The sequence below is a fragment of the Serratia proteamaculans genome (genome assembly GCF_949794035.1).
Classification (GTDB): Bacteria; Pseudomonadota; Gammaproteobacteria; order Enterobacterales; family Enterobacteriaceae; genus Serratia; species Serratia proteamaculans.
Map to the genome: position 1 here is coordinate 3,905,647 of NZ_OX461105.1, position 25,082 is coordinate 3,930,728.

Here is a 25,082-nt window from a genome sequence, read left to right on the forward strand (position 1 = left end):
TCTAACTCCTTAATATCAAGCGCGCTCGGCGTTTTGCTGCGTGTCAGCCTCTCATAACTGCCCACGCTTCGCCATCGGTTGCGAGCTTGGAGTGCGGAAAATAAGAAAAGTGCCGCAGCCAGCGGCAATTACCCCGCCTCGTCCTGCACGGTAAAGCAGGCTTTCAGGCGCTCACTCAGCAGCAGACAGGCCAGTGCCAACGCATCAAGCAGCACCAGAACAGCCTCCAGCAGCGGCTGATTGTCGGCCTGCTGCCACAGGCTGAACAGCGAACCACCCAGCGCCGCCAGTAGCGAGAGGCAGAGCACCCAACGCCAGGCTCGCCACAAGCGTGGCCACTGATGACGGCGCGGGGCTAACAAAAATGCCAGTGCCGCCGGTAGCCCCAATATGATGCCGAACCAGAACCTTTGAGTATCCGGATAAAACAGCTGCAGCAGCCCTTCCCCCTGCTGACGTGAGGCACCGGCCATCACGAACAGGATCCAGGTGCGGGCCTGTAAAACCAGCACGCCCCAAAACCACAGCGGCAAACGCAACGCGCCGTGATGATCGTAATCGTCGGGGGAAAAACGGGGGGGAGAGTGGCTTCAACGTCGATTCCTTGCCAATTTCATTTGATTACTCCTTCAAATGGGAGCCCGATTTATGGTTTTCAATGCGCACGCTTAAGAACCCCTTAAGATTTTCATGCTTTACTTAACCCCATCAAACCAGCAGTCCTGATTGGCAGGGCTTTAATTCTCGATTGAGATAAGGAAGCTTCAAATGAAAAAATATACCCTGGCCGCATTAATCGCTCTGTGCAGCGCACCGGTTTTGGCACAGCAAGGTGGGTTCCTCGATCCTGCAGCACCACAGACGCAAACGCAAAACACCCAGCAAGGCGGCTTCTCCGGCCCCAGCGCCGCACTCACCACCGTGGACAAGGTTAAGTCGATGAGCGATGACACCTGGGTGATGCTGCAGGGCAACATTGAGCAGCGCGTCGGTGACGACACCTATACCTTCCGCGATGCCAGCGGCACCCTGACGGTAGAGATCGACAGAAAACGCTGGAACGGCCAGACCATCACCCCGAAAGATAAAGTGCAGTTGGAAGGGAAAGTGGATAAAGACTGGAGCAGTGTCGAAGTGGATGTGAAGAACATCAAAAAACTGCCGTAACCGGTAGCAAAGGGCGGTGAAGCTTCACCGCCCAAAGTACCACTCAATATTCCTGATCTTCGATCAGTCGTTTGCCCAGGCTGGTGACGTTCTGGATTTCGTAACCGAGCTTCTCGTACATCTCGATCACCGTATCGTTATCTTCCCGCACCATCAGTTGGATTTTCGGGCAACCGCGCGCAATCAGCTTCTTCTCCAGGCGGCTAATCAACGCATTGGCAATGCCCCGCCCGCGATAATCCGGGTGTACCCCCAGATAATACGCCGAGCCACGATGGCCGTCGTAACCGCCCAGCACTGAACCCACCACTTCTCCGCCCACTTCGGCGACCAGAAACAACTCCGGATCGTGATTCAATTTGCGCTCAATATCCATCTCAGGATCGTTCCACGGCCGCAGCAGATCGCAGCGCTCCCACAGGGTAATGATTTCTTCAAAGTCGTCTTGTCGAAATACGCGAATTTCCATCGATGTTCGCCGCTGTTAATTAAGATGTTTATCTGATTATCGCGTGATTATTCACTTACGCAATATCAAACTGCGATTTCCCCCCTCAATTATGTAGAAATCACCGGTAACACGAGTAATAAATGGACATAGTTATCAGGTCGATTAATGATTATCAATACGATATAACATCGCAAAATAGAATTTGTCGATGGAGCGTAGCGTTATGAAAAAGCAGGTTAAACAATTCCTCAATTTTAAGCCGCTTTCTGTTTCCCCCACGCGACGTCAATTACTGCTCTCCGGTCTGGCATTAGTGTTACTTGGCAGCAAAAGCCACACTGCCGAAGCCGAGTCTGGCGGCATGCTGCGCAATCAACATCCCAAACCGACCGCTAAACCAGCGCCTAAACCCTCCGGCAGCAAAAGGCTGGTGATGATCGATCCCGGTCATGGCGGTATCGACTCCGGCGCAGTCGGCAGTGAAGGCTCACAGGAGAAGCACGTGGTGCTGGAGATCGCCAACCACGTCCGCCGCATCCTGCACGAACAGGAACATGTCGAAGTTCGCCTGACGCGGGAAGAAGACGAGTTTATTCCCTTGTTCCAGCGGGTGGAGATTGCCCACCAGCACCAGGCCGATCTGTTTATCTCGATTCATGCCGACGGCTTTACCAGCCCGGAAGCCTCTGGCGCTTCGGTGTTCGCCCTATCCAACCGCGGCGCCAGCAGCGCCATGGCGCGCTACCTGTCGAACCGTGAGAATGCGGCTGATGACGTGGCCGGCGGCAAATACAAAAACCAGGACAACTATTTGCAACAGGTGCTGTTCGATCTGGTGCAGACTGACACCATCAACAATAGCCTGACGCTCGGCCGCCATGTGCTTGGCCAGATCCGTCCGGTGCACCACCTGCACAGCAACAGCACGGAACAGGCGGCATTCGCGGTGCTGAAATCCCCGTCGATCCCATCGGTGCTGGTCGAAACCTCGTTCATTACCAACCCGGCCGAAGAGCGCCTGCTGGGCACCACCGCATTCCGTGAAAAAATCGCCCGCGCCATTGCCGACGGGGTGATCAGCTTCTTCAGCTATTACGATACCCACCAACGAAAACCCGGCTGATACTGCCAGCCGCGATGAATAAAGGTATACTCTGCGGCTTGTTCAGTCAGACGCTGTGAATTTTCCCGTATGAGTTTATCGACCATCGCAGAAGTAAAATCCTTCCTGCTGACGCTGCAGGACCGCATCTGCAGCCAGTTGGCCCAGGCCGACGGCGGCGCCGTTTTCAACGAAGACCGCTGGACGCGTGAAGAAGGCGGCGGTGGCCGCAGCCGGGTGTTGACCGACGGTGCGGTGTTCGAACAGGCGGGTGTCAATTTTTCACACGTCTCCGGTGCCACCCTGCCCGCTTCCGCTACCGCGCATCGCCCCGAACTGGCCGGACGCAGCTTCCAGGCGATGGGCGTTTCGCTGGTGATCCATCCGCGCAGCCCCTACATTCCCACCAGCCACGCCAACGTGCGCTTTTTCATTGCGGAAAAGCCGGGTGAAGAGCCGGTGTGGTGGTTTGGCGGCGGTTTTGACCTGACGCCGTTCTATGGCTTCGAAGAAGACGCCGTTCACTGGCACCGCACCGCCGAACAGCTGTGTGCGCCCTTCGGTGAACAGGTCTATTCCAAATACAAAAAGTGGTGCGACGACTATTTCTTTATCAAGCACCGCAACGAGGCACGCGGCATCGGCGGCCTGTTCTTTGACGATCTGAACACCCCGGACTTCGCCACCTGCTTCGCGTTTACCCAAGCGGTGGGCGAAGGCTTCCTCGAGGCCTATCTGCCAATCGTAGAGAAACGCAAGGCGCTGAGCTGGGGCGATCACGAGCGCCAGTTCCAACTGTATCGCCGTGGCCGCTATGTGGAATTCAATTTGGTCTGGGATCGGGGCACGCTGTTTGGCCTGCAAACCGGTGGCCGTACCGAATCCATCCTGATGTCGATGCCGCCGCTGGTACGCTGGGAATACAACTATCAACCGGCAGAAGACAGCCCGGAAGCGGCGTTGTACCGTGACTTCCTGCCGGTGCGCGATTGGCTGAAGGAGCCAGAATGATGCAGATTTGGGTTGATGCGGACGCCTGTCCGAACGTAATCAAGGAAGTGCTGTTCCGGGCGGCAGAACGTACTGCGATGTCGGTGACACTGGTCGCGAACCAGCCACTGAGAACGCCGCCGTCAAAACACATCCACACCCTGCAGGTGCCGGCCGGCTTTGACGTGGCGGATAACGAAATCGTACGCCGCTGTGAGAAAGGCGATCTGGTGATCACCGCCGATATTCCGCTGGCAGCAGAGGTGATAGAGAAAGGGGCGGTGGCGCTGAATCCACGCGGTGAGCGTTACACCCCGGACACCATTCGTGAGCGCCTGAACATGCGCGACTTTATGGACACTTTGCGCTCCAGCGGCATCCAGACCGGCGGGCCGAATACGCTGAACCAGCGCGACCGTCAGCAGTTCGCCAACGAGTTGGACAAGTGGCTGCAACAAGCCAAACGGGCGCAGTAACTGCGCCCGCATTGCGCTTAGAATCGCACCTCCCCGCCGAAGATATAGGTTCGGCCGCGGGCGGTGTTGGTCGGTGAGACATCCTGCGACTGCGACGGCATAGCGTTCATCTTGTTCAATGCATCGGAATAATCTTTGTCCATCAGGTTCTGCACGCTGAATTTCAACAGCAGATTGCGGTTGAATTGATAGGTGCTGTACAGGTCGATAACGGTCGGAATATGCGGCGCAGGCTCTTTCAGCAACTGCTCATTCTCATCGACGTTAGAATCGGGAGAGAGGCGCACAGCCTTGCCGGTGTATTTCACCAACCCGCCCAACGTCAATTTCTCATCCAGCAAACGCACCCCCGTATCTAGCGTAAAGTACAACTCCGGTAACTCGCTAATGTCACCGGCACCAAACACATTGCTGGCCTGATTGGTCGGCTGGCTGGTGTGCTCCTTGCTCAAAGACAGTTTGGTGTAGGCGAAACCGGCGTCGTACATCGCCTCTACTTCTACCCCACGCAACCTGACTGGCTCGTAAGAGTTGCTGTACATAGTCATGGCGACATTCACATCGGCGTTATCCCATTCCTCCTGACTAGTCTGGGCACGATTACATTTTTGGCGATTGCTGCACACCATGTAGCTCTGACTGGAAATGTAATTTTTGATTTTCGACTCAAAATACACCGCCTTGAGCTGGAAACTGTCCTGTTTAAACAGCAGGTCATGAGCATTGGCGTTAAAACCCGCCTGATAGGTTTCTGCCGTTTCCCCCTTAAGGAAAGGGTTCATCGACTGCCCGCCGCTGTTGGCGAAGAACACTTCCTGAATATTTGGCCCACGCATCGATTTGTTGTAGCTGACGAACGGCTGCAGCCACGGTGTTACCTGTGCGGACAACATCACCGCCGGGTTAAGGCCATGCTCTTTCAAATTGATGTTACTGGCCCCCTGCGGGAAGCAGGCGACGCGCTCATCGCAGGCGGGTTTATAGCCGGAAATATCATAGGCGCTGTAGTTCAGGTCAAAGTTACCCTGCAAGATGCCGTAATTAAGCTGCAGGCCACTGTAAATACTGGCAATATTTTGTTTTCCTGCAATGCCGACCGGCGAGCTTTCCGCCTGGCCCTCGTCTGTCACCAGACCGGAGGCATGTTTCTTGTATTCGTTGCGAATCAGCTTGCCACCGTAGCTGAAGGCAAAATCAACCTCCTGCAGGCTGAAACGGCTGGTATTGTTCACATCCAGCGCGTCGGAGATATTTTTCGCTGTGCTGTCGCTAAAGCCCGCCATATTGTCGGACATAAACTTCTGCTCACCCCGGCTGGTACTGGCCGTCAGATTAAAGTCAATCAGCTCTGAAAACGGGGCGTAATGATATTTAATATAAAAGTCATTACTGTCGATATGGCGTCGGGTGATCTTATTTTGATAAGTTCTGGCTGACAGTTCAATGCTATTAAAGGCGTCAGGTTTAATATCCACTTTGAATAACTGGGATTTAGGATTCTGGCGATAGGTTTTATCGACATTAAACTCTTCACTGTCAAATCCTGAGCCGTTCTTATAATTAGAGGTGATGGAGCTGCCGCTGATAGCCGCCATGGCTCCCAAACTACCGCCGTCGCCGAATGCGTCGGTTTTCCCACCCACGGCGATCATACCGCTGCGGCCAATACCGTTATTGCCTACAGAAAATTTGGTGCGCACGCCAAAGGGGTTATCCGAAAACACCACGTCATCCACACCAATCGTGCGGAAGTTGGCGCTGCCTGCCAATGCATTAACACCGGCGGAACCCGTAGCATTACCGCGAGCCACATCAACGCCGACGATAAAGTTGGGATCGATCAGCGCACCAAACTGACTGGTAGGCAGGCCGCCATGCGCCGCGTCGCTGGGTGAGCTGCCATAGTAGTTCTGAGTGATGCCATCAACCATGGTATTAACACGACCAAAGCCGCTCATGCCACGGATATTAACGCTGACCGAACCCTGGCCTGGGTCTATCTGGGTATAGGTACCCGGCATGCTGCGCAGGATGCTGTCTACCGACTCCAGATTCTTATTTTCCCCGCGTGAGCTGAAAGCACCGGGCTTTTCCAGCGCTTCTTTTTCACTGCTACTGTTACTGCTCTCTGCCGCCGAAACATTCAATGGGCTGAAAACCACCTGGCCCTTTCCCTCTTCAACCCCGTTCTGCGCAGCCGTCGCCATCCCGCTCAGCGCTATTCCCGCGCCGATCAGGCTTACTATTAATTTGATTTTCATATATCCCCAGAAATTGCCAAAAAGATTTGGTGGCCGACAATGCCCAGCAAAAAGTCCGCCGAAATCGACGGTAAATTGATTTTTTATAGTTTTAATAAACCGTCGGGTTTATTACCCGACGGTAGTAATGGTTATTTCTGTGTTTTCTGATCCATCGCCATAATAAAGCTGTATTCCAGCGCGTTACTTTCCAGCCGCGTCAGACGGCCAGATTTTCCGCCGTGGCCAGCCGTCATATCGGTCGCCAGCAGCAACACTGAATCGCCCTGTTTAAAACGACGCAGTTTGGCGACCCATTTGGCCGGCTCCCAATATTGCACCTGCGAGTCATACAGGCCGCTGGTGACCAGCAGGTTCGGATAGGCCTGCTTACGCACGTTGTCGTAGGGACTATAGGACTTCATCAACGAATAGGCCTGCGCTTGATTCGGGTTGCCCCACTCCTCGTATTCACCGACCGTCAGCGGAATGCCGTCGTCCAGCATGGTGGTCAGCACATCAACGAAAGGCACCTGCGCCACCACCGCGTTATACAACTGCGGTGCCTGATTGATCACCGCTCCCATCAGCAGTCCACCGGCGCTGCCGCCCATGGCGTAAATCCGCCCCGGCTGACCATACCCCTGTTGGATTAATGTCTGGGTGGCATCGATAAAGTCGTTGAAGGTGTTCGGCTTATGGGTCAGTTTGCCCTGTTGGTACCAGTTCTGCCCCAGCTCACCGCCACCACGCACGTGGATCAACGCATAAACGAAACCGCGATCCAGCAAACTAATGCGGTTAGCGCTAAAGGCCGGATCCATGCTCATGCCGTAGGCACCATAACCGTACACCAGCAGCGGGCTGTGCCCCGCTTTGAACATTGCTTTGTTGTAGACCAGCGAGACCGGCACCTTCACACCGTCACGCGCCTGAATCCACACCCGCTCGCTATGATACTGGCTGGGATCCACCCCCTTCACTTCCTGCTGTTTCAGCAGGGTGCGCTCGCCTTTATTAAGATCCCATTGGTAAGTCCGGGTCGGGGTGGTCATCGCCGAATAGCCGTAGCGCAACTGCGGGTTGTCCGGATCGGGGTTATAACCCAACCAGGCCATATAGCTGGCATCATCGAACGGAATGCGGTGCTGAGTGTTACCGTCCCAACTGATTTGCCGCAGTTGCACCAAACCCTCGCCACGTTCCTTCACCACCAGCCAGTCGCGGAACAGGGTAAAGCCCTCAACCTCGTTCTTTTCCTGCGGCGCTATCAGCGTCTGCCACGGCTTGTCGACCGCCGCGGTGTGATACAAGCCAAAATGCGGGCTCTGGTGGTTGGAGCGCAGATAGAACTCACCGCGATAGTGATCCAAATAATATTCGAGGCCGTTCTTGCGTGCGGCAAACAACACCGGTGTGTTCAGCGGCTGATTAGCGTCGATCAGTCGCACCTCCGAGGTGGTATTGCCGCTGATGCTAATAATGACGTAGTCACGTGAGGAAGAGCGGCCGAGGCTCAGATAAAAACCGCCGTCGTTTTCCTGATACACCAGTTTATCGTCCGTGACCGGCGTGCCGGATTGATGACGATAAACCTGATACGGCAGCAAGGTCTGCGGGTGATTGCGGATATAGAACAGCGTCTTGCCATCATTGGCCCACGCCATATCACCGGAGGTATTTTCAATCACTTCCGGAGCCCATTTTCCGCTATCAATATCCTGCAATGAGATACGGTACTGCCTGCGCCCCTGCAAATCTTCAGCGATCGCCATCTGCCGATTATCCTGGCTGATTTCCAACCCGGCCAGGCGATAATAATCCTGGCCCACAGCGCGCTGATTGGCGTCCAGCAAGGTTTGCCATGGCGCATCGGCCGTCAAAGCCTGGCGTTGATACAGGGCAAAATCCTTGCCCGCCGCATAGCTTTCCTGATAGCGATAACCGTTAAGCTGATAAGGCACCGAGCGATCTTCCGGGCTCATACGGCCCAGCATTTCCTGATACAGCGTATCGCGCAGTTTTTTATACGGCTGCATCATTTGCTCGGTATAACGGTTTTCCGCCGTCAGATAATTCAGCACCTTTTTATTCTGGCGGCTGTCGTCGCGCAGCCAATAATAATCATCCACCCGGATTTCCCCCTGGGCAGTTAATGAATGCGGGATAATTTCAGCGCTGGGTGCCAGTGGTTCCGACCGGGCTACCTGCCCCAATAAACTCAATGAAATCGCTGCATAGGCGGCCGTACGCCAACGACGACGAACCGACAGAAATGGATGTTTCATAATCCCTCACGATGATTTGGCATAAGCAACCCCCGCCCCTGGTTTAGATAAACCAAGGCCGCTGCTCACGGAATAAATTATTGGCTGGCGTTCAATGCCGCCAGATTAAAATCAATCGGCATCGTCACCTGTACATTACCCTGCCGCAGCAGCTCGCCCGGTGGTGGTGGCAGCGGTTGTGCTCGCATCACCACCGCTAACGCCTCCCGATCCAGCGAGGCCGTGCCCGACGGAGCCTGCAATGTCAGATCGAAAACCCGCCCCTGCGCATCCACAAAAAAAGACACCTGCGGCATACCGCTACGGCGACGACGCTGCGCATCCGGCGGATAACGTTTGATGCGGTTTAGCATTCCCTTCACCTGACTCTCCCACGACAGCTTGGCCTGCACGCGGCTTGCGGAATCGCTGTTCAGCGGCGCTGCCGTCTGCCGGGAGATATTCAGCGCTTTTGGTGCCGCGGCACTGGAGGCGGCGGCACGTTTGGCCTCTTTCGCCTGATCTTCCGGCTTCGGCTGAGCTTTCTGCGGTGGCCGGTGTTCGGTCCGCTTTTTCTCAGCCACGCTAATTTTGGTCTTTTCAGCCCGCGCCAACTTCGGCAAGTCCGGCTGTTCCTGCTGTTCGGCCGGTTGTGCCGCTGCGGACTCCGCCTGTTGCACGCCCAACGGCAGCGGCCTGGGGCTATCCGGCGCCTCAATCTGCGCAGCCCAACTCATCATCACCGCCGGTGGTGGCAACTGCATCGGCGGCAACGACGAAGACGGCCAGTAAAACAACAGCACCAGAGCCGCATGTGCCGCTATTGCACACAAAAAGCCGCGAGCCCAACGTGGCTGCGGCATAGCGACGGTCGGGTAAGATAAAGACTGACTTAACATAGGGAGATTAGACTATTTAATTACGAATGATTTTAGATCTCATTTGCTAATGATAATCATTTGTAATTTGTATTAACAGTTCTTTTCACTGTCTTAACTTAATCATTTAACCTCAGGGGTTATCGCAGGGGTAACCCATAGGTAATCCGCCACCTGCTTATCGATCTGCACACCAGGTTCAGCCAGCATCAACACGGTCGGCAACGCCGTCGGCTGCAGATCCTGCACATGCAGCGGCACCCCCACCGTCTTGGCAGCATGGTAGCCACCGGCAATCAGCAGCGCCGGCGTCGGGGCCGCCAGCAGACGTTCAGCCATGCGCCGGTCACGTTGCTGCTGGATCGCCAACATCGCATGCAGCTGCTGAGGTTCAATCTTCCCACCGTGCGAAGTACGGATAGTTTCTTCCAGTGCCTTCTGCACCGCCGGACGCACCGACAGTTGGCCCTGTGGGAAAGACGGCTGCTGATAAAACGCCATGATCTCATCGCGATCCAGCTTGGCCGACCACAGCGGGTACGGCGCACGTATCGCCGCCATCGTCAGATCGCCATACAGCGACCATTTCCAGCCTGGCTGCCAGTCAATCAACTCCGCCACACGGCTGTCACGTACCGCCGGGCTGCCCTGTAGCCAGTGCTTCACCTGATCTACCTTGGCCTGCTGATTCGGGTTAATCATCTCCATCAGTACGCTACCCTGCGGCCGTTGCTGCGGCAGGTTTTGCACCAGCCACAGTTCAATCTGGTGGTGATACGGGTTGTCATGTTTTTCCCCAACGATAACCCGTGGCTGAGCGGCCAAACGGGTCAGCAGTTGGTCAGGCGTCAGGGTTTCCCCCGTGTGCAAGTCGGTTATTTTCCCCAGCTTGTCGAGGGTATTTTTTGGTGAGGAAACCGGGGCCTGACTACAGGCGCCGAGCGCCAGCACGGTCAATAAAATCAGAAATCTCATGATGCTGCCCTGTCATAAAAAGTGGCGACATTATAGATAATAATTATCATTTGCATATAGGTCGCACCCGATCCTGAGACGTCGATAACTATTTTTTTACTTTATGGTTTCCGCTCCCGCATTGATTTCATGAAGTATTGCGGGTATAACCAATAGCCACTTAGCAGCCCAGACGTCTATACGGACAAGAAATTATGCACTCAGCCGTTCCCACCGAAGGACAGTTCAAACGCACCATGAAAGCCCGGCATCTGGTGATGCTGTCGCTGGGCGGTGTGATTGGCACCGGACTGTTTTTCAACACCGGTTATATCATTTCCACCACCGGCGCTCTCGGCACCCTGCTGGCCTACTTGATCGGCGCGCTGGTGGTCTATCTGGTGATGCTGTGTCTGGGAGAACTGTCGGTAGCGATGCCGGAAACCGGTGCCTTCCACGTCTATGCTTCACGTTATCTTGGCCCGGCCACCGGTTACACCGTCGCCTGGCTGTACTGGCTGACCTGGACGGTTGCATTGGGCTCCAGCCTGACCGCCGCCGGTTTCTGCATGCAGTATTGGTTCCCTCAATCACCGGTATGGCTGTGGTGTTTGATCTTCTGCGCAGCCATTTTCCTGCTCAACGTGGTCACCACCCGCTTCTTTGCTGAAAGCGAATTCTGGTTCTCGTTGATCAAGGTGATCACTATTCTGGCGTTTATCATTCTCGGCGGTGCGGCGATGTTCGGCCTGCTACCGATGAAAGACGGCACCCCGGCGCCCTTCCTGCATAACCTGACCGCTTCCGGCTGGCTGCCGAACGGTACTTTGCCGATCCTGATGACCATGGTGGCGGTGAACTTCGCTTTCTCCGGTACTGAACTGATCGGCATCGCCGCCGGCGAAACCGAGAACCCGGAAAAGGTGGTGCCCTGGGCGATACGTACCACGGTGATCCGTCTGATGCTGTTCTTTATCGGCACGGTGTTTATTTTAGCGGCGCTGATCCCGATGGATCAGGCCGGAATTGTCAAAAGTCCCTTTGTACTGGTGTTTGAACGCATCGGCGTACCCTATGCCGCCGACATCTTTAATTTCGTGATCCTGACCGCCATTCTGTCGGCGGCCAACTCGGGCCTGTACGCTTCGGGCCGCATGCTGTGGTCGCTGGCCAACCAGCGTACTCTGCCGGCCTATTTCTCCCGCGTGAATAAACGCGGCATTCCGATTAATGCGCTGACCTTCAGCATGCTCGGCGGCGTACTGGCACTGCTGACCAGCGTGATCGCTCCGGACACGGTGTTCGTGGCGCTGTCGGCGATTTCCGGCTTTGCGGTGGTGGTGGTCTGGTTGAGCATCTGTGCCTCGCACTTCGCTTTCCGCCGTCATTATGTCCGCAGCGGCCAGCCGATCTCCGGCCTGAAATACCGCGCGCCGGGTTATCCGCTAACGCCGATTGTCGGTTTCGCCCTGTGCCTGTTGGCCTGTATCGGTCTGGCGTTCGATCCCGAGCAGCGTATCGCCCTTTACTGTGGCCTGCCGTTTGTCGCCCTGTGCTACATCGCCTATTACCTGACCCGCCGTGCCGGGCAAAAAACCTCACTGGGAGAGAATCATGTCGGTCAATAACCCCGTAGCCCCCCTCTTGGCCGCTAACGGCACGCTGATTTTAGACGGCGCGCTGGCTACCGAACTGGAAGCGCGCGGCTGTGACCTCAGCGACCCGCTGTGGTCGGCAAAAGTGCTGATTGAAAACCCTGAGCTGATTTATCAGGTGCATCTCGATTATTTCGAAGCGGGGGCACAGTGCGCCATCACTGCCAGCTATCAGGCCACGCCGCAAGGCTTTTTACGCCGGGGTCTGGATCAAGCACAGTCACTGGCGCTGATTGCCAAAAGCGTGCAACTGGCGCAGCAGGCACGCAGTGATTACCTGGCGCAGCATCCGCAAGCTGCCCCCTTGTTGATTGCCGGCTCGGTGGGGCCGTATGGCGCTTATCTGGCCGATGGGTCTGAATATCGCGGCGATTACTCACTGCCGCAGGAAGAGATGATCGCCTTCCACCGCCCGCGTATCCAGGCGTTAGCCGAAGCCGGGGTGGATTTACTGGCTTGCGAAACCCTGCCGTCCTTCAGCGAACTGCAGGCGTTGCTGACGTTGTTACAAGAATTCCCGACGCTGGGCGCCTGGTTCGCTTTCACCTTGCGCGACAGCCAACACCTCAGCGACGGGACACCGCTGACTGAGGTCATGGCGTTGTTACACGCAAATCCACAGGTGCTGGCCATCGGCATTAACTGCATTGCACTGGAAAATGTAACCCCGGCACTGCAACAGTTTGCCGCCCTGGCTGACAAACCGCTGCTGGTCTATCCGAACTCCGGTGAACACTACGACGCGGTGAGCAAAACCTGGCATGCCTGCGGCGGCGCACACGGCAGCCTGATTGATCAAATTGGCGAGTGGCAAGGCATCGGTGCGCGACTGATTGGTGGCTGCTGCCGTACTACGCCGCAGGATATCCGTCAGATCGCGGCCAGCTGCAAGGCATAAAAAAACCCCCTGCGCCGAGGGCGTCAGGGGGCGGTTTATCGCTAAAGGTTTATAGCGGTGTGGTCTGCGCTTCTACCACGGCCAGCGCCACCATGTTGACGATGCGGCGTACCGAGGCGATTGGCGTCAGGATGTGTACCGGTTTCGATACCCCCATCAGTACCGGTCCTACGGTGACCCCTTCGGAAGAGGAGACGCGCAGCAGGTTGTAGCTGATGCGCGCCGCTTCCATATTTGGCATGATCAACACGTTGGCCGCCCCTTTCAGCGGGCTGTCCGGCATCAGATCATTACGAATGCTCTCTACCAGCGCGGCATCGCCGTGCATCTCACCGTCAATTTCCAGTTCCGGCGCCATCTTGTTCACCAGCTCCAGCGTTTTGCGCATCTTGCAGGCCGCCGGGTTATCGGATGAGCCAAAGCTGGAATGGGACAGCAGCGCCACTTTCGGCTCAATACCGAAGCGGCGCACGGTTTCCGCCGCCATCAGGGTGATTTCTGCCAGTTGTTCCGGAGTGGGATCGTCATTGACATAGGTGTCGGCAATAAAGGTGTTGCCGCTTGGCAGCAGCAGCGCATTCATCGCCCCGGCGACGTGTGCCCCCTCGCGGAAGCCAAACACTTTCTCAACCACGTCGTAATGCTCATGGTAGCTGCCGATGGTGCCGCAAATCATCGCATCCGCTTCACCGCGATGCAGCATGATGGCGGCAATCAGCGTCGGGTTCCCGATCACTGCACGGCGCGCCTGCTCCTGCGATACACCGCGGCGCTTCATGATCTGGTAATACTCGCCCCAATATTCGTTGAAACGCGGATCGGACTCGTTGTTCACCACTTCAAAGTCTTTACCTGCCGTCAGTTGCAGGCCGAGTTTTTTCAGGCGCATTTCAATCACGCTCGGACGACCGACCAGGATTGGATAGGCCAGCCCCTGCGATACCAGTTCCTGAGTCGCATGCAGTACCCTTTCCTCTTCGCCTTCCGCCATCACCACGCGCTTCATTTCTTTCTTCGCCTGGGAGAAAATCGGCTTCATGAACAGGTTGGTTTTATAGACGAACTCGGACAGTTTTTCGACGTAGGCGTCAAAGTCTTCGATCGGACGCGTCGCCACGCCGGACTCCATCGCCGCCTTGGCGACCGCCGGAGCAATTTTAACAATCAGGCGCGGGTCGAAAGGTTTTGGAATGATGTATTCAGGGCCAAATGACAGGTCCTGATCGCCATAGGCCGAAGCCACTACGTCGCTCTGCTCAGCCAGTGCCAGATCGGCAATCGCATGCACACAGGCCAGCTTCATTTCTTCGTTGATGGTGGTTGCACCCACGTCCAGCGCGCCACGGAAGATGAACGGGAAGCACAATACGTTGTTCACCTGGTTCGGGTAGTCGGAACGGCCGGTACAGATAATGGCGTCCGGACGCACGGCTTTCGCCAGCGGCGGCAAGATCTCCGGTTCCGGGTTGGCCAGCGCCATGATCAGCGGATCCTTGGCCATGGTTTTCACCATATCCTGGGTCAATACGCCCGGGCCGGAACAACCGAGGAAGATATCAGCATCGGGGATCGCGTCCCCCAGCGTCCGCTGGCCGTTATCTTCAATGGCGTAGGCCGCCTTGGTCTGCTCCATGTTGGCGTCGCGACCTTTGTAGATCACCCCTTTGGAATCGCAGACGGTAATGTTCTGCTGACGCAACCCCAGCGCCACCAGCAGGTTTAAACAGGCGATCGACGCGGCACCGGCACCGGAAACCACCAGCCGCACGTCGGAAATATTCTTTTTCACTACCCGCAGGCCGTTCAGCACTGCGGCGGTGGTGATAATGGCGGTACCGTGCTGATCGTCATGAAACACCGGGATCTTCATGCGTTCACGCAGTTTCTGCTCGATGTAGAAACACTCTGGCGCTTTGATGTCTTCCAGGTTGATGCCACCAAAGGTGGGCTCCAGCGAGGCAATGATGTCGATCAGCTTGTCAGGGTTTAGCTCATCCACTTCGATATCAAACACGTCGATACCGGAAAATTTCTTGAACAGGACGCCTTTCCCTTCCATTACCGGCTTACCGGCCAAGGCGCCGATATTGCCCAGCCCGAGCACTGCCGTGCCGTTGGAAATCACCGCCACCAGGTTGCCACGCGCGGTGTACTTGTAGGCCGCCAGCGGATCGGCAGCAATTTCCAGACAAGGGGCTGCGACGCCCGGCGAGTAGGCCAGCGCCAGATCGCGTTGCGTTGCCAGCGGTTTGGTTGGAGATACCTGGATCTTCCCTGGGACCGGATACTGGTGAAAATCAAGCGCACTCTGTTTGAGCTGTTCGTCCATTATGGGTTCCTATGCTTTTTGCTTTTATGTTGAGGTAAGACTTGTAAACCTTTAAGGCTATGAGGCTGCGTCCTGTCATTGTCCGTGGCGCCGTCGCAGACCCAAAAGCCCGTAATCAAGGCGGAGGGAGCAGGGTATAGCGGGCCTATGTTCAAACCCGACAACGCGGAGTACGGGCTTTTGGGGCACGACCCGAAGGGCTGGGGCCATTTGAACGCGCATCTGTGTTACGAGCCGCTTATTTGGCTCACCAAACCTCACGACCCGCGCCTTGCTGCGCGTCCAAATGACCGCCAGCGGCGCTCACGTACAATGGCAGGGCACAGCCTTTAAGTATAGTGAGAGAAACGTCACAAACTTTGAACCGGGCCATAACCTTGATCGAAATAGTTTTTTAAAAGTAAAAAAAGAAGTACCACAGGACGGAAAAGAAAAACACTGCCGTCAGTGCGACGCTAGTGAGTTTGATAACAAAGTTGTTTTTTAGCTCGAGATACCCGGGCCTAGCGCACCGAGGGGCCATTATGGGACACGTCCATGTGTCCCACCCTACGGGCCGACTGGAAGTCGTTCCAATTTGCTCCCGGCAAATTGGTCGGCAGCCAAGGCCGCTACGACCCCTTCGGCACGCTCTCCCTAATATCGGACATTATCAGTAGCCTGAGTGCCGTCAGTACGACGGCAGTTGGGCACGCCAAGCGTTGAGCGTTGCCACCCGGCCGGCGCAAATTTGTAACGAGGTTTGTAGTGCCAGGGTGTAACTCAGCGCGTCGCCCCAGGTACTGCCCAATAACTGCGGCTGCTGGCACGGGGTAAATACAGACTCAGGGGGCAACAGCACCACCGGCACTGCTGCCTGCGGCGGTTGGGCGCAGGAGCTCAATAACAGCATCAGGCATAGGCTGCCCAGCGCAGGCGTCATTTTTGATCGCTTCACGGTATTTCCTCTGATAAACGTCGCTTTGCTGGCGCAACTGCTGCTCCTGCTGCTGTTGGACCGCCATCAGCGCCCGGTTCTGTGCATCCTGAATTTGCAACGTGGCAATCAACCCTGCCTGCTGCGCCAGGGTCTTTTGCTGTTCACCCGCCTGCTGCTGCACCAACTCCAGCCGGTGCGACAACAGCGAGCTATAGCCGCCAAGGCAGATGGCTGCCACCAACAACAGCAGCCATCCCCCCTGCACCAGCCGGCTCAACAAGCCGCTCATGCCGGATAATCCCTGAAGGAAAGCTGGAAGTGCGGCCCGTCCTTCAGCGTTTTCCATTCCCCGCCCCACTCAACGCTGACGGCACATTCGCGTGCCGCACGGCGAACTGCTACGGCAATTTGCGCGTAGTAATCCCATTCCCAGGACACCACGCCCGCCGGCATCGCCACCACGTCCACCGCATGGCCGGTCAAATGACGGCTTTTCAGCGTCTGGCTTTGACCACCGCGCACCAGATCACGCTGACGAGCCATGGTGCGCAGCCCCTCGGTGATGGAAAACGGCACCAGCGAGTAATGCAGCGCCAGCCTTATCACCCGCACCAGATCCGGATGAACGCCGATTAAATTCGCCTCGCTGCGGGCGGTAAACTGAATGTCCTCAATTTCATTTATCATTTTTAAACCCCGTCTTTTTTCCAATGATTTTTTTAATTAATGCGCTGATATAATCGGCCCCAAGGAAACCAATCAGCACGCTGGCAAGATTCGCCCATTTTAATTCCAGCCCGGTCAGCGCCAACGCATCGCGTACCGTCCAGGCCAATAATGCACACATGCCTGCATTTAATAGTCGGCGCCTCATACCTACGTTGCGGTAGGCGCCATGTAATAGCGCCATGATGCCCGCCAAAATGGCATTCATCACCGGCTGCAGATATTCACATGCTCGCTGGATAATTAAGCCAACAGCGTCTGGCTCTAAGCTGGACATAGCTACACTCCTATTTTATTTTAATAAACTGCCCATCACGGCCGGTGGGATATCGGTACCATCAGAATCTAGTTAAGGATGCTATAACAAAGCAAATGAATAAATATAGCCTCTAAGGTCAAATTGATTCATGCTCAGCCACAGCACAACAAGCCCAGGCAAATAACAGGGCCCATTGATAAAAAACTCATCTTTACTGTGATTTATTTCGACTTCTCTTTATCAGAAAAATAAACATTAATAGCGGCGAGAGAATGGCTCTCAATAACAAAAAACCTCAACCCTGGAGAAATACCATGTCCGAACGTAAAGCCGTTATTGGTTATTATTTCATTCCAACCAACCAAATTAATAACTATACCGAGTCTGATACTTCAATCGTGCCCTTCCCGGTATCAAACATCACACCGGCCAAGGCCAAACAGCTGACCCACATTAATTTCTCGTTCCTCGACATTAACAGCAATCTGGAATGCGCCTGGGATCCAGCCACTAACGACGCCAAGGCGCGCGACGTGGTCAGCCGGTTAACCGCGCTGAAAGCGCACAACCCCAACCTGCGCATTATGTTCTCCATCGGCGGCTGGTATTACTCCAACGATCTGGGGGTTTCCCATGCCAACTATGTCAATGCGGTGAAAACCCCGGCGGCGCGGACCAAATTCGCACAATCCTGTGTTCGCATCATGAAAGACTACGGTTTTGACGGCGTGGACATTGACTGGGAATACCCACAGAGCAGCGAGGTAGATGGCTTTGTCGCCGCTCTGCAGGAGATCCGCACCCTGCTGAACCAGCAGACTCAGGCCGACGGCCGCCAGGCACTGCCTTACCAGTTGACCATTGCCGGCGCCGGTGGCGCGTTCTTCCTGTCGCGTTACTACAGCAAGCTGCCGCAGATCGTCGCCTCGCTCGATTACATCAACCTGATGACCTACGATCTGGCCGGCCCATGGGAAAAGATCACCAACCATCAGGCCGGGCTGTTCGGCGACAGCGCCGGGCCAACCTTCTACAACGCGCTGCGTGAAGCCAACCTGGGCTGGAGCTGGGAAGAGCTGACCCGCGCCTTCCCCAGCCCGTTCAGCCTGACAGTGGACGCCGCAGTACAACAGCACCTGATGCTGGAAGGCGTGCCGAGCCACAAAATTGTCATGGGTGTGCCATTCTATGGCCGTGCGTTCAAGGGCGTCAGCGGCAGCAACGGCGGCCAGTACAGCAGCCACAGCACACCGGGCGAAGATCCGTTCCCGGGCACCGACTATTGGTTGGTGGGCTGTGAAGAGTGTGTCCGCGACAAGGATCCGCGCATTGCCTCCTACCGCCAACTGGAACAGATGCTTTTGGGCAACTACGGCTATCAGCGCCTGTGGAACGACAAGACCAAAACGCCGTACCTGTATCACGCGGCCAATGGCCTGTTCGTCACCTATGACGACGTCGAAAGCTTCAAATACAAGGCGAAGTACATCAAGCAGCAGCAGTTGGGCGGCGTGATGTTCTGGCACCTGGGCCAGGATAACCGTAACGGGGATCTGCTGGCGTCGCTGGACCGTTATTTCAACGCGACGGACTACGATGACAGCCAACTGGATATGGGCACCGGCCTGCGTTATACCGGCATTGGCCCGGGTAATTTGCCGATCATGAGCGCCCCGGCCTACGTTGCCGGTACCACCTATAACCAGGGGGCGTTGGTGTCATATCTGGGCTACGTCTGGCAGACCAAGTGGGGCTACATCACGTCGGTGCCCGGCTCCGATACCGCTTGGCTGAAAGTGGGCCGCGTGGCGTAACAGCAGGTTATCCCATAAAAAAACCCCGGGGCCGATGGCAACGGGGTTTTTACTGCATTAAACATTTAATTTTCGCATCCCTTCGTGGCTACTCCCTCAGTTGTTACACCAAGGGTAACCCCCGTCACGTATCACTTCACGCCCCATCAGGCTAAATACGTCGCTTTTGCGCGTCAGCCGCTCATGCCACCAGGTAAACCCGGCCCCCTTGCTGGCCGGATGCCAGGCCAGCCAAATCATTTCGTCACCTTTTTGCATATCAACCGGCACCGTCACCAGTTCACCGCTCGCCAGCTCTTTTTCTATCAGTGCCGGTGGCAGGAAGCCGTGGCCAATGCCGCGCTTCAACAACGCCAGCTTACTTTCGACGTCGCACACCACCAGTTGGCGCTGCAACGGCATGGTGCCGTGGTTACGCTTGGGCAGCTCGTGGCTGCTGTCGGCAATCACCACCACGATATCGTTCAACCGCTGGTTTTTATCCACCGGCTTTTTCTGCGCCGCAAAGGGATGCGAAGGTGAAACGCACAGCACAAAATTCAGCTTGCCGAGCATCAGCGTCTTGGCCTGTACACTGTCCGGGATCTGGCCGATGGCGATAATCAAATCGGCCCGGTTGTTCTTCAGGGCATCCCAGGTGCCATTCAGCGCTTCACGCTGTACGGAAATGTTGGCATTCGGACTGTGCCCAATATAGTCGCGGATATCCTGGGTGATAGTTTCCAACGGAAAGAAATTATCGACGACGATGCGGATATTATTATCGAGTTTCGGGATGTTTCTTACCCTACTCTCCAGATCCTGCACCGCATTTAAAATCCAGCCGCCCTCTTGCAACAGGAATTCCCCTTCATCTGTCAGGGTAATCATCGGGCCATTACGATGAAAAAGTTTCACGCAGAGTTTACTTTCAATATTGGAAACCCGATAAGAGATTGCCGACGGGGTTTTATGCAATGCCTCCGCCGCCATTGAGAAAGAGCCGGTACTTTTGATGGTGCTGATTATTTTAATCGCATCCAGGGATAATCTAGTCATACAAATTCCTCTTTGAAATAAAATAAGAAAAAATTGACACTAAATTCCCAAGTGGTTGGCGCGTAAAAGTCGTTCAAGTCACACAAGAGTAAGTCAAACCACAAGCAATATACTCCATATCGGAGAACGTCATCTGAAAGACTATTCATCAATCCTTTAAATAAAATTCATCATGACGCCGTTTTTTTAGACAGCAGCGTTTAAATAAATTCAACCAGGAAACAAAAGACAATCATCATAATAATTTTAGTTAATAGCCTATAAAACATTCCATACTGACGAGCGAGACTAAGAGTAAAAATAAAACAAGCCGCCAAGAATGATGTTTTTAATTTCGTTAATAACCTCTCATTTCACCGGTGAAATAAACCCAACTTACAAAACAACTTCAGTCAGGAGTGACTTATGAACACGACTTCCCGTACCCTTATGTCCCTTGGTCTTTTGAGTGCCGCACTGTTCGGCGTCTCGCAACAGGCTGCTGCCCACGGCTATGTCGAAACACCGGCCAGCCGCTCTTACCAGTGCAAACTGCAGCTCAATACCCAGTGCGGCAGCGTGCAATATGAACCGCAAAGCGTTGAAGGGCTGAAAGGCTTCCCGCAGGCCGGTCCGGCGGATGGGCATATCGCCAGCGCCGACAAAACCACCTTCTTCGAGCTGGATCAGCAAACGCCGACCCGCTGGAACAAGATCAACCTGCATACCGGGCCTAATTCCTTCACCTGGACATTGACGGCTCGTCACAGCACCACCAGCTGGCGTTATTTCATTACCAAGCCAAACTGGGATGCTTCACAACCGCTGACCCGTGCGTCGTTTGACCTCACACCGTTCTGCCAACAGAACGACGGCGGTGCAATCCCTGCCGCACAGGTCACCCACCAGTGCAACATACCGGCAGACCGTAGCGGCTCGCACGTGATCCTCGCCGTGTGGGATGTAGCAGATACGGCCAATGCCTTCTATCAGGCGATTGACGTTAACTTGAGCAAATAATAAGGAGGGGGAATACCACAGGGTTCAGCCGGGTGCTGAACCCTTTTTTATTGCTTTATAGATCGTCGCAGCGCATGTTTCTTATTGTTCCCCCTCAGGCTAAATTCGGCTTCCCGCTGCCGAACAACCGGCGCAAAGCCGCAGCCCGCCTGGTTTTGGAGAGGATCCATCGTTCTTGTCCATTGCAACAATCAGAAAAAGCGCATTTTAATCTTCGGGCTTCTGATGCAGTGTGTTCAGCCTACGATGGAAAACGTTCTCATTTCCTACATTGACGTTAGGTCAAGGAGCTTATAAATGAATCAATTAGACGCACTCAAGCAGCTAACCACGGTTGTGGCCGACAGTGGCGATATCGAATCGATCCGCCAGTTCGAACCGCAAGATGCCACCACCAACCCTTCCCTGATCCTGAAGGCCGCTGCACTGCCTCAATATAAGCCACTGATCCTCGAAGCCCTGAGCTATGCCCGCCAGCAAGGCGGCAGCAAAGAAACCCAACTGATTAACGCCTGCGACAAACTGGCGGTCAACATCGGCGTCGAAATTCTGAAAAGCGTACCGGGCCGCATTTCCACCGAAGTGGACGCCCGCCTGTCCTTCGACCGCGGTATGTGCGTGGCCAAGGCGCGTAAACTGATTGGCCTGTATCAGCAACAGGGCATTGATAAGTCGCGCATTCTGATCAAACTGGCTTCTACCTGGGAAGGCATCAAAGCCGCCGAGGAGCTGGAAAGAGAAGGTATCAACACCAACCTGACACTGCTGTTCTCTTTCGCCCAGGCCCGCGCCTGTGCCGAAGCCGGGGTGTTCCTGATTTCACCTTTCGTTGGCCGTATCTATGACTGGTATCAGGCCAAACAGCCGTCCGCTGACTATAACGCCGAGCAGGATCCGGGCGTGGAATCAGTCCGCAACATTTATGAATACTACAAGCAGCACCGTTATCAGACGGTGATCATGGGTGCCAGCTTCCGCAAGGTAGAGCAAATTCTGGCGCTGGCCGGCTGCGATCGCCTGACTATCGCACCGAACCTGCTGGAACAGCTCAAGCAAAGCGATCAACCGATAGAACGCAAACTGACGCCATCTACCGAAGGTTTCCATCAACCTGCCCCGCTGGCCGAGGCCGAATTCCGTTGGCAGCACAATCAAGATGCCATGGCGGTTGAAAAACTGGCCGAAGGTATCCGTCTGTTCGCCGTTGACCAGCAAAAGCTGGAAGACATGCTGGCCGCTGAACTGTAATCACTCTGGAGTCCCGTAATGTCTGCTCGTAAAGAACTCGCCAACGCCATCCGCGCACTCAGCATGGACGCCGTACAAAAAGCAAATTCCGGCCACCCGGGTGCACCTATGGGCATGGCGGACATCGCCGAAGTCCTGTGGCGTGACTACATGAACCACAACCCGACCAACCCGCACTGGGCTGACCGTGACCGCTTCGTCCTTTCCAACGGCCACGGCTCCATGCTGATTTACAGCCTGTTGCACCTCACCGGCTACGACCTGCCGATGAGCGAGCTGGAAAACTTCCGCCAGCTGCACTCCAAAACTCCGGGTCACCCGGAATACGGCTACACCCCGGGCGTGGAAACCACCACCGGCCCACTGGGTCAGGGCATCGCCAACGCCGTCGGTTTCGCCATTGCCGAACGTACCCTGGGCGCGCAGTTCAACCGCCCTGGCCATGACGTGGTCGACCACCACACCTACGCCTTTATGGGCGACGGCTGCATGATGGAAGGCATCTCCCACGAAGTCTGTTCACTGGCCGGTACCCTCAAGCTCGGCAAACTGACCGCGTTCTACGATGACAACGGCATCTCCATCGACGGTCACGTCGAAGGCTGGTTCACCGACGATACCGCCGAGCGCTTTGAAGCTTACGGCTGGCACGTGGTGCGTCACGTTGACGGTCACAACCCGGACGCCATCAAGGCCGCGATTGAAGAAGCCCGCAAGGTGACCGACAAGCCGTCGCTGCTGATGTGCAAAACCGTGATTGGTTTTGGTTCCCCGAACAAGGCCGGTACCCACGACGTGCACGGCGCGGCACTGGGCGCCGCCGAAGTGTCTGCCACCCGTGAAGCCCTGGGCTGGAAATACGCCGCCTTCGAAATCCCGCAGGACATCTATGCCCAGTGGGACGCCAAAGAAGCCGGTAAAGCCAAAGAAGCGGCCTGGAACGACAAGTTCGCCGCCTACGCCAAAGCCTTCCCGGAACTGGCTGCCGAGTTCAAACGCCGTGTGAACGGTGAACTGCCGGCCAACTGGAAAGCTGAAGCCAAAGCCTTCGTTGAAAAACTGCAGGCCAACCCGGCCAACATCGCCAGCCGCAAGGCCTCGCAGAACGCGCTGGAAACCTTCGGCAAGGTGCTGCCGGAATTCCTCGGCGGCTCCGCTGACCTGGCACCGAGCAACCTGACCCTATGGTCCGGCTCCAAGCCGCTCAACGAAGACCTGGCGGGTAACTACATCCACTACGGCGTGCGCGAGTTCGGCATGACCGCCATCACCAACGGCATCGCGCTGCACGGCGGCTTCCTGCCGTACTCGGCGACCTTCCTGATGTTCGTGGAATACGCCCGTAATGCGGTGCGTATGGCGGCGCTGATGAAAATCCGCAACGTGTTTGTCTACACCCATGACTCCATCGGTCTGGGCGAAGACGGCCCGACGCACCAGCCGGTTGAGCAGATTGCCAGCCTGCGCGTGACCCCGAACATGAGCACCTGGCGTCCGTGTGACCAGGTGGAATCGGCGATTGCCTGGCAGTACGGCATCGAGCGCAACGACGGCCCGACCACGCTGATTTTCTCGCGTCAGAACCTGACCCAGCAGCCACGTACCGCAGAGCAACTGGCTAACGCCTACCGTGGCGGTTACGTGCTGAAGGATTGTGCCGGTACGCCGGACGTGATCCTGATTGCCACCGGTTCGGAAGTGGGCATCACCGTGGAAGCGGCAGACCAGCTGACAGCAGCGGGCCGCAAGGTGCGCGTGGTTTCCATGCCGTCTACCGACGCATTCGACAAGCAGGATGCGGCCTACCGTGAATCCGTGCTGCCGGCGGCGGTGAGCGCACGCGTGGCGGTGGAAGCGGGTATCGCGGACTACTGGTACAAGTATGTGGGCCTGAACGGCGCCATCGTGGGTATGACCAGCTTCGGCGAGTCTGCCCCGGCGGAGCAGCTGTTCAAAGAGTTTGGTTTCACCGTGGAAAACGTGGTGGCCAAGGCGCAGGCACTGCTGAAGTAAGCCGTAAGTAGGGGCGCCGCATGCTGCGCCCTGAACATGATGACGAAAACCCGGCAATGCCGGGTTTTTTATTCCATAATCCGATGAATTTGCAGGTACTGCAGCAGCATAATGGTCTTGCCGTCTTTCATCCGCCCGTCGGCGATCATCGCCACCGCCTCGGTGAACGGCAGTTCCACCACTTCAATGTCTTCGTCTTCGATACCGCCGCCGGCTGCACGACGCTCATCGTCATGGTACTCGGCAATAAAGAAATGAATGATCTCGGTCACGCCGCCCGGTGACATGTAGGCTTCGAAAATCTTCTTCACTTCGCCAACCTGAAAACCGGTTTCTTCCACCGCTTCACGGCGCGCGCACTGCTCCGGTGAGTCAGCATCCAGCAGGCCCGCACAGGCCTCCAGCAGCATGCCGCTGTCGTTGCCGTTAACGTAGGTCGGCATACGGAATTGGTTGGTCAGCACCACAGTGCCCTTGGCGCGGTTATACAACAAAATGGTTGCACCGTTACCGCGATCGTAGACTTCGCGCATCTGCTGAACAGAACCGCCATCCTTGCGCTTCAGATCAAAAGTGTATTTGTGCAACACATACCAGTTATTCGACAACAGCTCTTTTTTCACATTCTCAATTTTCGCTGACATGAACCCTTCTTCTTT

General features: G+C 55.7%; 23 protein-coding genes. 10 read left to right on the forward strand and 13 right to left on the reverse strand.

Annotation, left to right across the window (positions count from 1 at the left end):
- Positions 1-128: 128 nt before the first annotated feature.
- A complete protein-coding gene (locus QOT07_RS18210) occupies positions 129-533 on the reverse strand; it encodes a DUF2919 family protein (protein WP_430523282.1) in 405 nt (134 codons plus the stop codon).
- 235 nt (positions 534-768) lie between these two features.
- Between QOT07_RS18210 and QOT07_RS18215 the strand changes: the two genes are divergently transcribed.
- Positions 769-1,167, forward strand: a complete 399-nt coding sequence (locus QOT07_RS18215; RefSeq protein ID WP_012146173.1) for a YgiW/YdeI family stress tolerance OB fold protein — start codon at positions 769-771, stop codon at positions 1,165-1,167.
- A 43-nt stretch (positions 1,168-1,210) separates the two neighbouring features.
- On the opposite strand, the gene QOT07_RS18220 is transcribed toward QOT07_RS18215, so the two are convergent.
- A complete protein-coding gene (locus tag QOT07_RS18220; protein WP_261258462.1) occupies positions 1,211-1,636 on the reverse strand; it encodes a GNAT family acetyltransferase in 426 nt (141 codons plus the stop codon).
- Positions 1,637-1,841: 205 nt separating this feature from the next.
- Here QOT07_RS18220 and amiA point away from each other — a divergent pair, with 205 nt between their 5' ends.
- From amiA to QOT07_RS18235, 3 genes are all read left to right on the forward strand, one after another.
- Positions 1,842-2,741: an N-acetylmuramoyl-L-alanine amidase AmiA gene (amiA, locus tag QOT07_RS18225; RefSeq protein ID WP_085118040.1), complete on the forward strand. Its 900-nt coding sequence runs from the start codon at positions 1,842-1,844 to the stop codon at positions 2,739-2,741.
- Positions 2,742-2,810: 69 nt separating this feature from the next.
- Entirely contained in the window at positions 2,811-3,731 is a 921-nt protein-coding gene (gene hemF / locus QOT07_RS18230; protein WP_085118049.1) for an oxygen-dependent coproporphyrinogen oxidase, read from the forward strand.
- Positions 3,731-4,186, forward strand: a complete 456-nt coding sequence (locus tag QOT07_RS18235) for a YaiI/YqxD family protein (RefSeq protein WP_099063701.1) — start codon at positions 3,731-3,733, stop codon at positions 4,184-4,186. Before hemF ends, QOT07_RS18235 begins: the two co-directional genes overlap by 1 nt.
- Positions 4,187-4,203: 17 nt before the next feature.
- On the opposite strand, the gene QOT07_RS18240 is transcribed toward QOT07_RS18235, so the two are convergent.
- The 4 genes from QOT07_RS18240 to QOT07_RS18255 all read right to left on the reverse strand — a co-directional run bounded on the left by QOT07_RS18240 (position 4,204) and on the right by QOT07_RS18255 (position 10,546).
- Positions 4,204-6,447, reverse strand: a complete 2,244-nt coding sequence (locus QOT07_RS18240) for a TonB-dependent receptor domain-containing protein (protein ID WP_283603701.1) — start codon at positions 6,445-6,447, stop codon at positions 4,204-4,206.
- A 131-nt stretch (positions 6,448-6,578) separates the two neighbouring features.
- Complete coding sequence (locus tag QOT07_RS18245; RefSeq protein ID WP_283603702.1) at positions 6,579-8,714, reverse strand: S9 family peptidase; 2,136 nt, start codon at positions 8,712-8,714, stop codon at positions 6,579-6,581.
- A gap of 77 nt (positions 8,715-8,791) precedes the next feature.
- Positions 8,792-9,556 carry an energy transducer TonB gene (locus QOT07_RS18250; RefSeq protein ID WP_283603703.1) on the reverse strand — a complete coding sequence of 255 codons (765 nt, stop codon included), beginning with the start codon at positions 9,554-9,556 and terminating at the stop codon, positions 8,792-8,794.
- A gap of 138 nt (positions 9,557-9,694) precedes the next feature.
- Entirely contained in the window at positions 9,695-10,546 is an 852-nt protein-coding gene (locus QOT07_RS18255; protein ID WP_283603704.1) for a ChaN family lipoprotein, read from the reverse strand.
- Positions 10,547-10,740: 194 nt separating this feature from the next.
- Between QOT07_RS18255 and mmuP the strand changes: the two genes are divergently transcribed.
- Positions 10,741-12,153 carry an S-methylmethionine permease gene (gene mmuP, locus QOT07_RS18260; RefSeq protein WP_283603705.1) on the forward strand — a complete coding sequence of 471 codons (1,413 nt, stop codon included), beginning with the start codon at positions 10,741-10,743 and terminating at the stop codon, positions 12,151-12,153.
- Entirely contained in the window at positions 12,140-13,078 is a 939-nt protein-coding gene (gene mmuM / locus QOT07_RS18265; protein WP_261427925.1) for a homocysteine S-methyltransferase, read from the forward strand. The genes mmuP and mmuM overlap by 14 nt, the downstream gene beginning before the upstream one ends.
- A gap of 49 nt (positions 13,079-13,127) precedes the next feature.
- Here mmuM and maeB read toward each other — a convergent pair whose 3' ends face one another.
- The 5 genes from maeB to QOT07_RS18290 all read right to left on the reverse strand — a co-directional run bounded on the left by maeB (position 13,128) and on the right by QOT07_RS18290 (position 17,329).
- Positions 13,128-15,407, reverse strand: a complete 2,280-nt coding sequence (gene maeB / locus QOT07_RS18270; protein ID WP_085118056.1) for an NADP-dependent oxaloacetate-decarboxylating malate dehydrogenase — start codon at positions 15,405-15,407, stop codon at positions 13,128-13,130.
- 670 nt (positions 15,408-16,077) lie between these two features.
- Complete coding sequence (lysC, locus tag QOT07_RS18275; RefSeq protein WP_283604441.1) at positions 16,078-16,242, reverse strand: Rz1-like lysis system protein LysC; 165 nt, start codon at positions 16,240-16,242, stop codon at positions 16,078-16,080.
- Positions 16,232-16,615 carry a DUF2570 family protein gene (locus tag QOT07_RS18280; RefSeq protein ID WP_207978959.1) on the reverse strand — a complete coding sequence of 128 codons (384 nt, stop codon included), beginning with the start codon at positions 16,613-16,615 and terminating at the stop codon, positions 16,232-16,234. The genes lysC and QOT07_RS18280 overlap by 11 nt, the downstream gene beginning before the upstream one ends.
- Positions 16,612-16,992, reverse strand: coding sequence for an L-Ala D-Glu endopeptidase ChiX (chiX, locus tag QOT07_RS18285; RefSeq protein WP_461531901.1), 381 nt, complete (start codon positions 16,990-16,992; stop codon positions 16,612-16,614). The genes QOT07_RS18280 and chiX overlap by 4 nt, the downstream gene beginning before the upstream one ends.
- Before the next feature lie 10 nt (positions 16,993-17,002).
- Positions 17,003-17,329, reverse strand: coding sequence for a phage holin, lambda family (locus tag QOT07_RS18290; protein ID WP_099063622.1), 327 nt, complete (start codon positions 17,327-17,329; stop codon positions 17,003-17,005).
- A gap of 296 nt (positions 17,330-17,625) precedes the next feature.
- On the opposite strand from QOT07_RS18290, the gene chiB reads away from it, so the two are divergent.
- A complete protein-coding gene (gene chiB / locus QOT07_RS18295) occupies positions 17,626-19,125 on the forward strand; it encodes a chitinase ChiB (protein ID WP_261428025.1) in 1,500 nt (499 codons plus the stop codon).
- 96 nt (positions 19,126-19,221) lie between these two features.
- Here the strand turns inward: chiB and QOT07_RS18300 are convergent, their stop codons facing one another.
- Entirely contained in the window at positions 19,222-20,163 is a 942-nt protein-coding gene (locus QOT07_RS18300; protein WP_099063620.1) for a LysR family transcriptional regulator, read from the reverse strand.
- Positions 20,164-20,568: 405 nt separating this feature from the next.
- On the opposite strand from QOT07_RS18300, the gene cbp21 reads away from it, so the two are divergent.
- The 3 genes from cbp21 to tkt all read left to right on the forward strand — a co-directional run bounded on the left by cbp21 (position 20,569) and on the right by tkt (position 24,423).
- Positions 20,569-21,162, forward strand: coding sequence for a chitin-binding protein/chitosanase CBP21 (gene cbp21, locus QOT07_RS18305; protein ID WP_129936654.1), 594 nt, complete (start codon positions 20,569-20,571; stop codon positions 21,160-21,162).
- 297 nt (positions 21,163-21,459) lie between these two features.
- Positions 21,460-22,410 carry a transaldolase gene (tal, locus tag QOT07_RS18310; protein WP_283603706.1) on the forward strand — a complete coding sequence of 317 codons (951 nt, stop codon included), beginning with the start codon at positions 21,460-21,462 and terminating at the stop codon, positions 22,408-22,410.
- Positions 22,411-22,428: 18 nt separating this feature from the next.
- Positions 22,429-24,423 carry a transketolase gene (tkt, locus tag QOT07_RS18315; protein WP_283603707.1) on the forward strand — a complete coding sequence of 665 codons (1,995 nt, stop codon included), beginning with the start codon at positions 22,429-22,431 and terminating at the stop codon, positions 24,421-24,423.
- 68 nt (positions 24,424-24,491) lie between these two features.
- Here the strand turns inward: tkt and nudK are convergent, their stop codons facing one another.
- Positions 24,492-25,067, reverse strand: a complete 576-nt coding sequence (nudK, locus tag QOT07_RS18320) for a GDP-mannose pyrophosphatase NudK (RefSeq protein ID WP_099062551.1) — start codon at positions 25,065-25,067, stop codon at positions 24,492-24,494.
- Positions 25,068-25,082 lie beyond the last annotated feature (15 nt).